The sequence below is a fragment of the Legionella lytica genome (genome assembly GCF_023921225.1).
Lineage (GTDB): Bacteria > Pseudomonadota > Gammaproteobacteria > Legionellales > Legionellaceae > Legionella > Legionella lytica.
Genome location: NZ_CP071527.1, coordinates 1,509,082 through 1,525,071 on the forward strand (window position 1 = coordinate 1,509,082; position 15,990 = coordinate 1,525,071).

Genomic DNA, 15,990 nt, shown 5'->3' on the forward strand with positions numbered 1-15,990 from the left:
GTTGCAAGCAACCAGCCTAGGTTTTTAAGGCATTGATGCCAGCTTGTCTTTATTTTGGCTACTAAACAAATGGGTAAGCCAATGCCAGAAACCGGTTTGAGCAGGCTCTTGAGCCTGGAAAAATGAGAGCCGTTCTAGGGGGCTTGGTGGTTTACATATTTTTTTTAAACTAGCTAATTCTTCTTGGAATAGACTCTCTGTTGGGGCTGAATCATTCGTATTCGCTTTTTTATTAATGCATTCAATAATCTCGTCTAGTTGCGATAAGTATTTTACTAAGCGAGAGTTCTTGATGCTTCTTTTTAGTTGGTCTCTAGCGCTTTGCTCATCATTAAATTGAAGCCCATGAATCATATCTTTTTTAAATTGCTTACTCTGCGAATTAATTAAAATAGCATATTCAATCACATAGAGTTCTTCTTTGGTTTCGGCGGACTTAATAAGATTTTCATAATGTTCCGCACGTGTTTTCCCTCGGGTGTAATCAAAAAGATAGGCAAAGTAACCTAAGCTTTTATCTCGATGACTAAGGTAATTCTCAATAGCTTGGGTGCATTGGAGTTGTTGTGTTATTAACTCGGGAGAAAGCTTACTAAAGGCATGACGATAAATTTGTTTATCTAAATTAAGATTATTTTCAATCATCGCCAATTCAATGCGAGATAGACCCTCTTGGATTTCTTTCTTCCAAGCAGACGCGATTTGTTGAAGTGCATTAGGGCTCTGAGCCAAAAGCAAATTGAATAAACGAGGTCGCATATCTGCTTTATCAAAATGAATCTCTAAATTTGCAATATAAGCTTTTATAATCTGTTCGGCATTATCTTGGATTTGCTTTTGCAGTCCTATATCCACAACATCTAAGAGCGCTTGTTCCAGTAAATTGGCCACAACATCCCATTTTTTCCGGGTTAATGCTTCAGAAAGCAATGAATCTAATGTATATTTTCTGAGGAAAAGCGGTAATATTTTGGCTGTAGTTACTGGATTTTGTAAGAATGTCAGTAGATTTTCATCCACACTAGTAGGTAAATCATTTGCCTCACCAAACATGATATTAAAGCGCTCCTCATTTTCTTCTTTAAGTGCTCGTTTTAATGGTGACAAATAGAGACTGGTTTTTTGAAACTTGAGATCTGTTTCTGGGTATTTAATGGAGGTTAGAAGTTCTTCTCGTGGGTTTTTTAAGCCAGTTTTTAATAAAAGTTGATAGAGCCTGCCATAACTTTGTTGATAAGTGATGTCAAAGTAAGTTGATTGAGGCAGTTCACCAAAAAGATGTTGAATTGCTTGGCTTATTTCTTCTGCTTCTAACTTAGGTTCTTTGGCAAGAATCAAGTTTGCTATTTTTCCTTGCTTTTGAACGCAGCTATAGATAAAAAGCGCTTTATAATCCAAACCTAAATCAATGGGGGATTGGAGCAGGGTTTCAATCACTTCATAATAGCCTCGAGCAATAGCGTGTTCAACTAAGCCCATCAAGGGTTGCTCAAGTGTGGTGATGCGTTCGAGTGTTAAAAATTTCTCTACCAAGTCTTTCTTGTTATTAGCCAGTGCTGCAATCAATAATTCTTCACACTGTTGGGGAGTTAGATCGTGTTCGTCAGGTGCCAAATGAGTAACCACATTAAGCAGATTATTTTGCATTAACAGAGGAATTAATTCCGCTCTTTGTTTTAACAGGGGATATATTTTGATTAGTTGAATTACAGCCTCTTCATTTTTGGCCATAATTAAGTTATCGCATAATTCATTTAATTCTTTTTCGCTCCAGTGAACCGTTTGGGTTAATGCTCCCGCTAGATGGAGTAATTTCTGTTTAAAACAATTCGCAATAAATGTTTTATTGTCGGGATCTTGGCGGTCTACAGTTAGGGTTTCAGGAGGAAGAAAACGAGCAGCCTGATTTAGCTTTTTTAATTTAGCCAGGTTGTCTAATGAATTATTCAATGCAACATTAAAGAATTGGGGGGCGTGCTGTGCATAATGCCTGGCCACAGGCACAAGGTTCATTCGCAAGCTGGCATCTACAATATATTGTTTTACCTTTGGTTGTGAAGCATCAAAGGAGTTAAAAATGATGGCGTAATCGTTATTATCACGGCATAAAGCTAACAGTTTATCGATATTTTTTCCTAGGACATTAAATCCTATGCTCGCCAGGATGTTCAGTATAGTTAAATTTTCATGTTCCAAAGCATCTTCATAAAAATGCTCCAAGGTATCTAGAGCGAAGGTATAGCCGCATTCTAATATTTTTTGATGCAGCCATTGGCTCATTTCGGAATTGCCATCCATGATAGCAATCATTAATGCACTTTGTAGCTGGTCTTCGGAAAAATTAGTGGGTGCTGTCTTTATTAAATTATCTTTATGTAAAAAGACCAAAACACCTAGAAGAGAAACTGTACCGAAGGCGGCTCTCAGATCGAGTTCCTTTGCTTGGCCTTTTGTAGCGTGTTCCCATAAGTCTCGTTGCTTGCTTTGTTCTGCCCATGCATTAGCGATTAAATTAAAAATCGATTTATCTTTTCTATTCATGCAGCGTGGTAGTAATTGAGCATCCTGGATGTCTGGAATAAATCCCTTATCGAGCAGTTTTCTTAAACTGACAACACCAATATATTCAATAACCTGGGAGGTGAACGCTGTCGTTAGGAATTCTGGCGTAATCGGAACATTCAGTAATATATCTAATAATTGTTGTTGATTGGTGATTGCTGCATATTGAATATGTTTTACTAATTGTTCGGGTGATAGGCTGGTTAAAAAGCGCTCGAGTGCTATTGGGTCGTTATGATGAACGAGTGTTAGGAATTGCAAGTGTTCAATATAGGTTGGATGTTCCTGAGTAAGTTCCAATTGCTCGCAAAGATTTATAAATTCACTGAAGTTGGCTATTGTTTTCAGGCATCGTGAATGATTTGTCACTCGATTAATAAGTATTTCTTGAATTTGTTCTTTTAACAGCGCTTGTTCTTCTGTGCTCGTGTAGTGTGTTTGATAATGAGCAATTAGTTTTTGGGCTGTTTCAATATTTCCTACATAAAAATTAAGCCCAATACTTCTGAGTAAGGCTTTTTGCACCGCATCTGATTTTGGCTGTTTTAACAAGAGTTCGATAATTTCTGGGATTAAATGGGCCTTAGTTAAATTCTGCCAATAAGTTGCATCTTTCTGGGTTAAATAATCCATGGTCGTGATATCGCGTGCTACAGCAGCAAATTCACAGGCAGGTTGCTCTGTTGGGCTCATCGGTTTTGGAGTGATAATCTGATGAAGCTCGGTTTGAGTAGGGTAGGTTACTGCGGATGCATTGGGATTTGCAAAAGCACGAATAGTAAGGCCAAACACTTTATCTTTATATTCAAAACAATTTTTTAGTTCTTGAATGACTTCTTTTGCTGAAACAAATTCTTTCATTCTTTGTTGGTAGTTAGGATCGTAAATGAAGTATTTTCCATCTTTAAAGGAAACTGCAATTGCATGATCGTGGCTGCCAATATAATAGGCTCTATCAGGGTAGGTAATTTGTTCTAAGATTCGCGTCCATTCCTGCTCTTCAGCAACTAGGCCAAAGTTAAATTCATTGCGTAGGGCTTTTGTGCCAACATGCAGTATTTGGTCTAAATCACCCTGAATTAGTTGATGTCCACTGTAGTCCTCGGGGTTGTAGACCTTTTCTATTTGAATGATAAAGTCATCAATTAGCGGATCATTTCCAATGCGGTAACTTGGAGGAAGGTTTGCTAAACGCTCGAGAATGGAAAAAAACTGATGGGTTTTGTTTTCTACACTGTATTTTACATACAAACCGGCAAGGCCTGCACAAACCCCTAAACGATTTAAGGCAAATTCAATATTTTCTTTTTGTTGCAGACACAGATTGACTGCATTAATAATTCTAATTTGACTTGGCATACAGGCCTAGATAATTACGACACACTTGTTAAAATTGTAACCAATCTGTGCTTCAAATACAATTTGCTTTGAAAAAATGATGAGTATTTTGCATACAGTTAAGGGAACTTGCAATTTTATTGGCGCTCTCATAGTCTGTATAAGAATTATTACGTAAAAAGGAGTTTTATATGCCAAAAGAAATAAGTACGGAAAAAGTGAAACATACTGCAATCTTAGTGGGTTTACTCAATTTAGCCGCAGTACCAGCTTTTTTGGCCGACACGCGATGGGGAGCAGGTTTATGCTTATTTATAACAGGAGCAGCGTTTTATCAGTTTAATAAAATAGGTGAATCAAGGCGGCCAGGTTCGAATATGGTTAACCGAATGAATAATTTCTTTGCGCCATACACGGGGGATCCAAGCACCGACCTAGATAATACTGTCCGTAATATAGTTAACGGTGGTGATGCTGTATATCAACAGCTTTTTTCTGAAAGCAGGCCTTAGCCCGTATTAGCCGTAGCGTAACACGGGATCAAGGCATGATTCACGCTAAGATTCCGAATTACGCTGGGTTCCATCGAGTAAGCTACGATACTTCATGAATCTTAACGACCATTCCTAAATGATCATTATCTAAATAATAAACCGTATCCCCTTTTAAACGTTGTTTTTGACTTATCTTCAGTGACGCTTGTGGGTTGCTAGGAGGCGATACCTGAATATTCGCATCGAAATTATAATAATTATTTTGCGTGATGCGCAGAGTACCTTGCATTTGCCATCCATTATGTTCTACCAGAGGTAATGCAACAGTACTTTGACTATTTGCAGGTTGCCTCCATGAATAATGCCCCAGAACTGGATGAGGGGATCGGCGGCTTAGCAAATAATATTGATCTTTTAAACTGGAGTAGGAGTTAGAAAGCAAACAATAAGGCTTAGGTGTTTTTTCTGCACTGGATCTTAAGGAAATGGCATCCGTATAGGCCATGGGAATTAAGGGGGAATCTAAGCCAGGTCCTGAATTTTGTGTAGAAGGGTGTTGCGCAAAGACAATGAGGTCAATTTGATAACTTGGTTTTGCGAAACTAAGGCAAGAATACAGTAGGGTTATTGTTATTATAAGTAATCGTTGCATGATTCAAAATTTTTTGGTTTTCCAGCATTATATACTCAAGAAATACCAAAACGCTATTAGGCTTTATGCTTATGTGAATGTGTTCACCAGAAAATGCAGCTGGGCTTAAAAACCCAGACTAGACGTTATTCTACTGAACAAAACAGCATTTGAATTGAAAGAATTAATTATATCCAGTGTTTTATAAATGTTCAGTAGAATTAAAAAAGAAATTTAAGTGGCTTCCTGGTTGCAAGCAACCAGGCTAGTTCTAAAGTAGGGTGTGGAGTCGATGCTCCATTGTTGGTTTCGTTTTTATTCAACTACGACCGGAGGAAACTTATCCGCATAATTAATTGGTTTTTTAGCTAGATCGATTGTCGCACGCATGGCTGTTTTTATAAATGCATCAGTTAAATTGCTACGTGCTTGAGTTGCTGTTGGACGGCCTTCATCGCAATGTTCACGTATGGAGCTATTCAACGGAAGTTGCCCCAACAAGCTGCATTGATGCGCTGCACATAAAGCCTCGGCACCACCCGCACCAAAAATAGCTTCTTGATGACCGCATGCGCTGCAAATATGGGTGGACATATTTTCAACTAAACCGAGTACATCGATTCCAGTTTTAGAAAACATGTTTATCGCCTTTTGGGCATCTAAGGTTGCAACGTTTTGAGGAGTGGTTACTACAATTGCAGCAGTAAGTGGGATTTTTTGCACCAATGTAAGTTGGATATCCCCAGTTCCTGGTGGCAAATCAATAAACAAGTAATCCAATTCATCCCAAAGGGTAATATCGAGCATTTGGATTAATGATTTAGCAAGCATAGGGCCGCGCCAAATTAATGCTTGTTCATCATTCTTGGTCAAATAACCAATGGACATTGCTTGGACTCCATGAGCCTCGACCGGTAAATAGAAATCACCTTTAAGTTGCACTGGCTCTGTTTTTCCCAACATGAGCGGCATACTCGGGCCATAAATATCTGCATCAAGAATACCAACACGTGCGCCTGTACGGGCTAAAGCTGTGGCCAAATTAACGGTTACGGTTGATTTTCCGACCCCTCCTTTACCTGAGGCGACTGCAATTGTGTTTTTAACACCACGTAATCCTTTACCAACTAATTGAGTTCGATGCGGCTTAATCAATTGCTCAATAGTGATTGTAATCTCTTGATTGGGGTATTGGGTTTGTAATGCGGAAAGCAATAGTGGTTTATAATTTGCTTCAAGCAAGAGGGCGGGGAAGCCGGCCAGTAGCTCGATCATCAGTTTATCCGCTGTAGCCTCGACTTTGCACTGTAAATTCATCTCTTTGCCAGTACAATCTAAAAAGGGATCTTTTAGGGTATTTAATAAACTTAGTACCGTGCTTTCAACAGTCATTACGAACCTTTATTGCAAAAGGCGAATGATAGCTCAGGGTGTTGTTCATCACAAGAGCAATAATCAAGGTTAGCTGCCAGAATATCCTGATTACGTTGCGCTGTATCAAGGCTACAGGGTATGAGCTGGTTCGTATTGCCATTTGACCCAGTGATTTGTGGGGAGGTAATAAATTCCACAGTAAATGGGCAGGTGTGTGCGTTCGGATAGATACGCGCCATACTCATTTAACTGTGCCTGATGTTTTACTAAGGTATTTTTATCTTCTTTACCTGTTTTAAAGTCGATAATCCATCGCTTACCGTCCTCCTCAAAGGTTCGGTCAATGATGCGCGTAATGGGGCGATTCTGTGGCGCCACTAGTAATTCATATTCATTTTGTTCTTTATCATGAGGGGCGATAATCCATGAGCCAACTTGATCTTGAACAAGGCGAGTTATTTGCTCTTGTAGCACCTGCAAGGCTTGGTTTTGTATGTTCTCTTCAAACCCCAGTTTTTTGAATTCGTAGTGTGCTAAATTCCAGGGAACATCATCTAATGATTTAGGATGATTATCACAGATCCATTGCAAAAGTTGATGAGTAACAATCCCGGTTAAACGGGGGATGTTTGATACAAGAGTGGAGGGAGCATTCCGCGAAAAGGGCTCATCGCTCTTTGGCGGTTCATAGTAATGATGTAAGGGCAGCTGCGCTAATTTGGGTAACGGGCGCTCTAGTTCTTCCATGCGGCCAGCGGATTCATCATCAGCAAAATTTTGATTTTTTAATAAACTACGAAATGAACTTTTTGACGATTTTTCACTATGGTCCATCAGATATAAACGTGATTTTGCACGTGTTACGGCAACATAAAGGAGACGTTGTGTTTCATAGCTTCCTTTGACCTCATCCAACTGCCCCAGATAATCATAGACTGGACAACGCTCATGATGCGCTGCCTGTATGGGGGACATGAGCAATAAATTACCTTGGTCTTGGGTAGGTAAATTCAGCCAACGTAACATTGGTGAATCACCTCGGTTTGCTTGAGAACCCAAACCCGGTAAAAAAACTGTATCAAACTCTAATCCCTTCGATTTATGAATAGTCATCACTTGCAATGAGGAGGGTGTTACCTGTTGAGAATAAAGTTTATTAAATTCCTGTATGAATTCTTTCATATTTGACAAGCGGCCATCGAGCTCGTAACGATCGAGAAGGGTCCAGAATTGCTCTAAATCATTTAGCTGGGCTTGATTCAGTACTTTATTAACATGCAAGGCATTAAGGGTATTAATCACCCATGTTGATAGCTTGCTCTCGTAGCGATGCGACAATGCTTGTTGCATGATGTGAATAAAAAATTGTGCTCTGACTAATCCATCATCACTTAATCCAGAAACTTTATTTAATTGTAATAAAGTGGCATAAATGGATTTCTTTTTATTAAATTGCGCAATGGTATGTACGTCTGCCAAGGACATACCACAGTAAGGACTACGCAGCATGGATAGCCAAGTAAGACGATTAGCCGGTGATAATAAAGCTTGAGTCAGTGACCAAACATCACGTAAGTGAGGCAGGTTTGCCAATAAGGTGATGTCTGTACCTTGGTAGGGTATTTGGTATTGTCGTAATAAGCGAATAATTTCGGCAAGTTGGCTGCGTGAGCGCACTAAAATGGCTATGCTTTGTTCTGCATTTGTTTGGAATTCCATTTGAATAAGCTGCATCATTTTTTCTGCTTCTTGTTCACGGCTTTGAAATTGCCATGCATGCACAGCACTGTGTTCATCATTTTGAATGACGTTAACGCTGGGATGAAAAGATACCGCACCTGATTCAATATCCACTTGATGAGGAAATATTTTTGCAAACTGCTGATTGACCCAGCTGACAATGGTTTCTGTTGAGCGAAAATTACAACTTAACTCTAGTGAAGTAAGTTGTACAGGACCAATTCCTTGTTCTTTCGCACGGAAAAATAAACCTACCTCTGCCTGTCTGAAGCGATAAATTGATTGCATGGGATCGCCAACCAGAAATAGTGTTTTACCATCTCCAGGCAGCCAACCGTGGACTAATTTATTGAGTAATTCAAATTGCGTGATGGAGGTATCTTGAAACTCATCAACCAATAAATGGTGGATTGAATTATCTAAATATAAGGCTAGGTCGGTAGGATTATCGGAGTCACCCAAGGCGATTAGTGCCTGCTGTGAAATCGCTGTAAAATCGACCTCATTATGTTCACTAAAGAGCAGATACAAATGGCCAACCAGCAGTGGCAGCAATAAAAATAGGGCTTGTAATACTTCCCATTGTTCTAGATCATACTCTGGCTTAGGCAAATTACTGACTTGGATTAATGCTTCAATAAAGTTTGGATAATCACTTAATTGAGTTAATAGCTCTTTGCTGGCATTTTTAAGTTGTTTGTATTCAGCAGCAGGGCAAGAGCTACTCAACAACCCAACATGATGATCAAAACTTTTTCGCAAGTTTAAATCGCCTGTTAATAAGGCTTTGCTTAAGGCCGTTGCCATTTTCTGATTTGTTTGATGAAAGCTCTGCCACTCTTGCAGCACATAGCGAGGAGAATCAGGGTTATTTTCAATACATGCGAGTTCACGTACCCGTTGCACTAACTCATCGGCTAATTGAAAGGGAAGACTTTCTTTAAAGCGAGCTAACTCATGTTCTTCAATTAACCCCAATGCATGTTCAAATATAGATTTATCCTGAGTCCTTGCTTGAAAAAGGGGATAGAGCCATTGATCACGCTGGGCCAGTAGCTCTTTAAATAAATCCAACAAACGTTCTTGGCGATTATCTACATGTAATAAGAGCGTTTGTATCGCATGCTGATATTCTGGATTCGCCAAAGCAAATTGAATACAGGCTCTGCCCGCATTTAAATAATGACTTTCTGCTTTATCAGTAATTTGCGAATAGGCAATTTGTTTTTCTAATAATGGAATAGCCTGATTAATGCTTTGGCATAAAGAGTCAATAGTGACGATTCTTAGGCGGCTAGGTTGATTGAGTAAATCCCATTGATATTGGCTATTGCGCTGTAGTGCACTCTGAGCAAACTCCAGTGTCATTTGTTGATGGGCGCTCTTGGCTTCGATATTTTGCGCCGCTTGCTGTAAGGCTAAGAGAATACGCTCACGCATTTCACTTGCTGCTTTACGGGTAAAGGTGAGGGCGATAATTTGTTCGGGAGCAGTGACTGTACTTAACAAGCGCAGATAGCGTTGCGTTAAGATTTCTGTTTTTCCAGAGCCGGCAGGAGCTTGTACGATGAATGATTGAGTCGGATTAGTCGCTTGACTTCTTTGATGGCTATCAACAAGCATGATGGGTGTAAAACTCCTTACAGTCAATTTGAATAAAAAGTAGCCTGGATGGAGCGTAGCGCAATCCGGGCAATCAAAACTTAAATTAGGCTTCGATCCCCGGATTGCGCTACGCTCCATCCAGGCTACAATTTACGGTACTATTTTTAGTCCAGGACAATTTCCTGCGCTGGTGGGCGTAAATTATAATGTGAACTCATACAACGTCCATAGGCACCCGTATTCGCAATTAATAGGATATCACCTTCTTGGGTGACCGGTAATAATCGGTCATAACCTAGAGTATCTCCTGATTCACAAATAGGGCCAACGATGTGAGAAAAACCAGCCTTTTCTTCATACAAACGGCTTAAGTTGACAATTTCATGATAAGCACCATACAAGGAGGGTCTAATCAACGAATTCATCCCAGTTTCAATACCGACAAATCGAACTTTTCCTTTTTCTTTACACTGGGTAACCTTGGCTAAAATAACACCACTTTCTGCTACAAAAAAACGTCCGGGTTCTAGCCAGAGTTCTAGGTGCGGATAGCGTGATTTCACGGCCATGAGTAAGGCATCCAGATTGGCGAAATCTAGTGGTTGTTGTCCAGGTTTTTCAACGATCCCTAAGCCCCCACCTAGATTAATCACTTTAACCTCGGGGAATTGATTAGTTAATGAGGCTAACATGGATGCAGTTTGCTGCCACAATTCTGGAGTGAGGATACCACTACCTGAATGAGCGTGTAAGCCAATTACATGGATATTATGCTTCTTGGTTAGTGCCACAACATGGGCTAGGTCATTTTGGGTAATACCAAATTTGGATTCATTACCAGCGGTAGAGACATGCTTATGGTGGCCTGCTCCAGTACCTGGGTCAATACGAATAATGACGTCTTTGTTTTTAAATAATGATGCCCAGTTTTCTAATGGATAGAGGCTGTCAATCGTGATATAGCAACCGACTTTTAGGGCATATTCATATTCAGACTTGGGTGCAAAGTTTGGCGTAAATAAAATACGTTTGCGATCAATTCCTGGGAATAATTCTAAGACTCGATCCAACTCTTGGATCGAGACACACTCAAAGCCAACACCTTCTTTTTCGAGTGTTTGTAAAATAGAAGGATAGGGGTTTGCTTTAATTGCGTAAAATATAGTGTCTATAGAGTTTAATGCTAATAATTGTTTCGCCCGTTCTGCTTGCGTTGGACTATGATAGACGTAGCAAGGAGAATGCTGTATCGCAGTAGTCAGCAAACGATCGCGCTCTTTTTCCCACCAAGGTACGAATCGCACTGAGGGTGCTCCAAATTCTTCATGCCAGCTTTTAGAGTAATAGAAAATTTGCGGGTTATTTTCTATTAATAAGTGATGTAGCTTTTGGCACAATAAATTTGCTTGGGACTCATCAACCACAAAGGTTAAGTTTAAGTCATTGGAGGCTAATGACATCAAGTACACTTGCTTGGAATCAAAAACTTCTAAAGCAGGGCCCAGTTGTGGCAAAACAGTCCTAATATGGTGTCCCACTAAGCTAACCGCACTGCATGGCTCAATAAGTTTTGCACGACCAAATTGGTTTAGTTCATCTAACAGTGCATTGATGGCCGCTCGATCGTGTATTTTGGTATTAATATCCAGAGATAAGGTCACGTTAAATTCGGATGAAGACAATAAGTCTACAGAAAAACCGTGATGCTTAAATGCGGAAAATACATCTGATAAGAAACCTACTTGCTGCCACATATGTAAGGTATCTATAGAAATAAGTAGGATGCTGTTTTTAATTTGAATTGATTTAATAAATGGAGCTGACTCATCAATATCTTTAGTGATCAAAGTTCCTGAATGCTCGGGCAATTGAGTGTATTTCACCGACATTGGAATATTTGCTCGACGTACAGGGGGGATGCAATTGGGGTGTAATACTTTTGCTCCCATTGATGCAATCTCTTGAGCTTCATCATAATTCAATTTTTTCAAGAGGCGTGCATGCGGTAACTGATGAGGATTGGCAGTGTAAATACCTGGAACATCAGTCCAGATTTCACAGGCTGCTGCTTGCAGTTTTCCAGCAAGTAAGGCTGCGGAAGTATCGGAGCCCCCGCGACCTAATAATACGGTTTCACCTTCAGGATTTGCGGCAAAGAAACCTTGAGTGATAATTGCCTCAGCGCCACTGGAAAGGAATTTCTCTACTAACTTTGGATCATGTTCGCTTTCACAACGAGCGGAAAGGTAGTTTGCTGATAAGCCATCAGGGAAAGGGGTGCTGATTAATAATTCACGAGCATCATACCATTTGCAATAAATTCCCTGGCGTTCTAAAAATAGATGGCCCAAACGAGTCATCATTAATTCGCCCATACTTAATATTTGCGCATGAGTTTTTGCCGGGGCTTGCTTAAGCAAAGCAATCCCGGTCAGCCATTGTTCTAATTGATGTAAGTCATCGAGGATGACCTCAGGGTTAACTTCTAAGGCCTCAGCAAGGTTAAGATGGCTATTACGAATATCCAGCAAAATACTTTGATGCTCATTGATAAGAGCGGCATCAATTGCTTTTTCAAGTTTATTTGAAATTTGAGTTAACGCAGAACAAACGATGACTGGTTGTACTCCAGTGCTTAAGTGTTTTTTAGTAATTGAGGCGATATTATTCCAGGTACTACGAGTTGAAACACTAGTTCCACCAAATTTTGTTACGATCTGCTGCATGATCTATTTCCGCACTAAATTAGTACACCTTAGCATGGACTGAAGTAGGGATACAAGATTCTTTAGACAATTTATCATTATGCATTAAATAGGGGATTATTTTGAGCATATACCAACCTGAAAATTCTTCTGAGGACAAACTAAAATTGTTCTTCGGTGATGAAATTTCTTAGAGCACTGCTCATTAATTGCCTATCATGAATTCAATTGGCCCACCATGGGTTAATATTTTTTACTTATTGAATGCAAAAAGAAAAAAATGTTTTTAAAGATTTGAAAACAAGGTACACTCTTTTCATCGAACGGATTTTATTCAACTGTTGATGTACTGATTATTAAAGGAGTGTATAGGAGTGATGAATATGCATAAGCCCTTAAGAACGCTGGTTAGTGCAGCTGTTCTTGGTGTTTTAACGACTGGCGCAGCTCATGCAGCTGGTTTTGCTTTATATGGCGAAAGTGCTGGTTACACAACTGGTAACTATGCTGCGGGTGCTGCAGCAGAAGCAGCTGATGCGTCTACTGGTTGGTACAACCCGGCTGGTTTGGCTCTTCTTCATGAAAAAGAAGCAGTCTTTGGTGGAGTAGGTATATTCCCTACTATCCAAATGGATGGCTCGAGTACTTTTAATACAGCAGGATTGCCTCCTTATCGTCAGTACTATCGTGGGTTAGCTGGCGACTATAATGGCTTTGTTCCCTCCTCTCATTTTGCATTACCAGTAGGTGAGCGTACTACACTTGGTTTAAGTGTCACAGCTCCTTATGGTTTGGCTACGGATTGGAAACCTTCTTCTCCAGTACGTTATTCAGCTACTTTTACCGAGTTGTTGACTGCAAACATATCTCCTGAATTTGGTACTCAAGTATCTGAGCATTTTGCTATTGGTGCGGGTATGGATTTCCAATGGTCACGTGTTAAGTTCAACCAAATGGTTGGTGCGCCAGCTTTATTTGATTATCTTGGTGAAGATGCCGCTATTGTTGACTCATCGAGTAAGAATAAAGGCGCTTCATGGGGCTTAGGTTTTCATGCGGGTATTTTGGCAATGTTTAATGACAACCATACTCGTATTGGGGTGAATTATCAATCCAGAGTAAGACATGTATTTAATGGACATAGCTTCTTTAAAGGTCGTTTGGCGAATGATTTTGATCTAGTTCAATCTGAGCTTCCTGCGTCTAACGTTTGGAAAAACTATGATCTATTCAGTAATTCGATTGCATTTCCAGATGTGGTAACAATCAGTGGCTATCAAGATGTTAATGAAAAACTCGCTTTATTAGGTTCTGTTGTTTACACAGCATGGGGCACATTCAAAGACATTAAATTGACTAATATTCCTGCTCCTAACATTAGCGAAGATCCACCATTTCCTGTGAGCCGAGCAAACGCTATTAGCTCAGTGCCAGAAAACTTTTCTGACGCTTGGCGTGTAGCAATCGGTGCAAACTATCGCTTTAATGATCGAGTAATGCTTCGTGTTGGTGGTGGTTATGATCAGAGCCCAACTAACAATAGAGATAGAAACATTCGTTTGCCAGACGTTGATCGCTGGGCTGTTGCGGTAGGTGCTCATTATCAAATGAAACCAAATCTTGGATTTGATCTTGGATATACTCACTTGTTCCCAGGTAGCAGACCAAGTATTCATTCTTACCAACAATTATCTTCAACATCTTCTTATAGTGTTGATTCTGATAATGGTAAGTTCGCTGCTGATCTAGTGGGTGGACAAGTTGTCTGGGTTCTTGATAAAGCAGAAACTGCACCAATGAAATAACTTTTGAGTTTTTTCAAAGGAAAAAAAGCCACGTTTACGTGGCTTTTTTATTGTTTTAAATTTAGTTATTTCGCGAAAAAGCCTGTTTCTGCTTGGATACTACAGCCAAGCCACTCTAATTCAAGTGTTCGCAAGCGAAATAAATTAATTTTTATGAGCAATGAGAGGAAATGATGGGAGTAAGGTATAACGTGCCAAGATTATTCCCGACACGTTATAAGGATAACTTAGTTTTTGTTGATGCTTGCTTCGCCGGGGCCATTTACGGTTAATGTGTAACCATTTGCTATGATTTGTTTTGGACTAATGTCTCCAGTACTAAGTTCCATCTCTACTGTACCAACTACGATTGGGTTTGCAGTATTAGTAGCCATTTTGATTACAGCAGGACATTTGCCATTAGTAGTGTGACCGTGGCACGCTAGCTTTACTAAATTCCAATAAACTTTGCGAGTTGAATTAGGAGCGGTTGGGTAAATTGATGGGGCGCCTGCAACAAATGCATTTGATTCTTCACTTGTATTATTGTGAGTTACTAAATAAGCCGGAGCAGCAAAAGAAGTGATCGCGCTTAAACTCAAAGCTACTGCTGAAAGACTTTTAATTATTAAATTCATTATTTCTCCATTGTAATTATAAGCAATTGGCCCTCGGCCAATTTAATTGTAATTTCATTACTCTATACAACGCGGGCCGATTATACCGTAAAAAAGGTGAGTTTTATATATAATTCACTAGATTCTGCCCAAAAAACGGGCAACATCTTTTGCGAAATAAGTAATAATAAAATCTGCCCCAGAGCGTTTAATCGCAATTAAGCTTTCAATCATTGCTTGTTCTTCATTAATTAATTGGTGTTGGGCTGCAATTTTTATCATGGAATATTCACCGCTTACTTGATAAGCACAAAGAGGAACTTCGGGAAAGTGCTGTTTCATTTTGGCAATCACATCAAGGTAGTATCCAGCTGGTTTTACCATGATCATATCCGCACCTTCATCGAGGTCTAGTGCTGTTTCACGGATTGCCTCATTACTATTAGCAGGATCCATCTGATAGGATTTTCTATCGCCAAATTTAGGCGCTCCTTGGGCCGCTTCTCTGAATGGGCCATAGAGGCAAGAACAATATTTTGCGCTGTAACTTAAAATTGGGATGTTTTGATATCCTGCTGCATCTAGAGCTTCGCGAATGGCACTAACCATACCATCTGTCATGCCACTAGGGGCTACCCAATCAGCACCTGCCTTGGCATGGCTAATTGCTTGTTTAGCAAGAAGTGCTAAGGTTTTATCATTATCAATACGATCCTCCGAAACCACCCCACAATGGCCATGATCGGTGTATTCACAAAAACATAAATCAGAAATAATTAAAATATCTTTATTCACCGTACGGATTGTTTTTATAGCTTGTTGGATAATACCTTCGTCGTTAAATGATTCACTCCCACAAGCATCTTTGTGTTTGGGAATACCGAAAAGTAATACGGCTTGAATCCCTAACGCGCTTAGGGTTTCAATTTCTTGGGGAAGAGAATCAAGACTTAATTGATATTGCCCAGGCATCGCACTGATTTCTTTTGGTGCAGTTAATTCTTCACTGATAAATAAAGGCATAATCAATTGTTGAGTATGCAGTCGCGTTTCTCTAACCAGGGCGCGCGTTGCTGGATTGCTTCTTAAACGTGTTAAGCGTAGAGGAATGTTGTAATCGGTCATAAGTATTATCTCTTT

9 protein-coding genes are annotated in these 15,990 nt (G+C 39.8%); 2 read left to right on the top strand and 7 right to left on the bottom strand.

Annotated elements, in window-relative coordinates:
- Positions 1–24: 24 nt before the first annotated feature.
- On the bottom strand, positions 25–3,921 hold the full coding sequence (locus J2N86_RS06750) for a hypothetical protein (RefSeq protein ID WP_252582110.1): 3,897 nt from the start codon (positions 3,919–3,921) through the stop codon (positions 25–27).
- A 170-nt stretch (positions 3,922–4,091) separates the two neighbouring features.
- On the opposite strand from J2N86_RS06750, the gene J2N86_RS06755 reads away from it, so the two are divergent.
- On the top strand, positions 4,092–4,412 hold the full coding sequence (locus tag J2N86_RS06755) for a hypothetical protein (protein ID WP_252582113.1): 321 nt from the start codon (positions 4,092–4,094) through the stop codon (positions 4,410–4,412).
- Positions 4,413–4,494: 82 nt separating this feature from the next.
- Here the strand turns inward: J2N86_RS06755 and J2N86_RS06760 are convergent, their stop codons facing one another.
- The 4 genes from J2N86_RS06760 to J2N86_RS06775 all read right to left on the bottom strand — a co-directional run bounded on the left by J2N86_RS06760 (position 4,495) and on the right by J2N86_RS06775 (position 12,470).
- The gene (locus J2N86_RS06760; RefSeq protein WP_252582115.1) at positions 4,495–5,046 is read right to left on the bottom strand and encodes a CsiV family protein; all 552 of its coding nucleotides are present in this window, start codon (positions 5,044–5,046) and stop codon (positions 4,495–4,497) included.
- 294 nt (positions 5,047–5,340) lie between these two features.
- Positions 5,341–6,417: an iron-sulfur cluster carrier protein ApbC gene (gene apbC, locus J2N86_RS06765; RefSeq protein WP_252582117.1), complete on the bottom strand. Its 1,077-nt coding sequence runs from the start codon at positions 6,415–6,417 to the stop codon at positions 5,341–5,343.
- 111 nt (positions 6,418–6,528) lie between these two features.
- Positions 6,529–9,762 (bottom strand): UvrD-helicase domain-containing protein, encoded by a 3,234-nt coding sequence (locus J2N86_RS06770; protein WP_252582120.1) that lies wholly within the window; start codon positions 9,760–9,762, stop codon positions 6,529–6,531.
- A 146-nt stretch (positions 9,763–9,908) separates the two neighbouring features.
- Positions 9,909–12,470 (bottom strand): bifunctional aspartate kinase/diaminopimelate decarboxylase, encoded by a 2,562-nt coding sequence (locus J2N86_RS06775; protein WP_252582122.1) that lies wholly within the window; start codon positions 12,468–12,470, stop codon positions 9,909–9,911.
- 362 nt (positions 12,471–12,832) lie between these two features.
- Between J2N86_RS06775 and J2N86_RS06780 the strand changes: the two genes are divergently transcribed.
- Positions 12,833–14,254: an OmpP1/FadL family transporter gene (locus tag J2N86_RS06780; protein ID WP_407658986.1), complete on the top strand. Its 1,422-nt coding sequence runs from the start codon at positions 12,833–12,835 to the stop codon at positions 14,252–14,254.
- 227 nt (positions 14,255–14,481) lie between these two features.
- Here J2N86_RS06780 and J2N86_RS06785 read toward each other — a convergent pair whose 3' ends face one another.
- Positions 14,482–14,871: a hypothetical protein gene (locus J2N86_RS06785; RefSeq protein WP_252582127.1), complete on the bottom strand. Its 390-nt coding sequence runs from the start codon at positions 14,869–14,871 to the stop codon at positions 14,482–14,484.
- 117 nt (positions 14,872–14,988) lie between these two features.
- Entirely contained in the window at positions 14,989–15,975 is a 987-nt protein-coding gene (hemB, locus tag J2N86_RS06790) for a porphobilinogen synthase (protein ID WP_252582130.1), read from the bottom strand.
- Positions 15,976–15,990 lie beyond the last annotated feature (15 nt).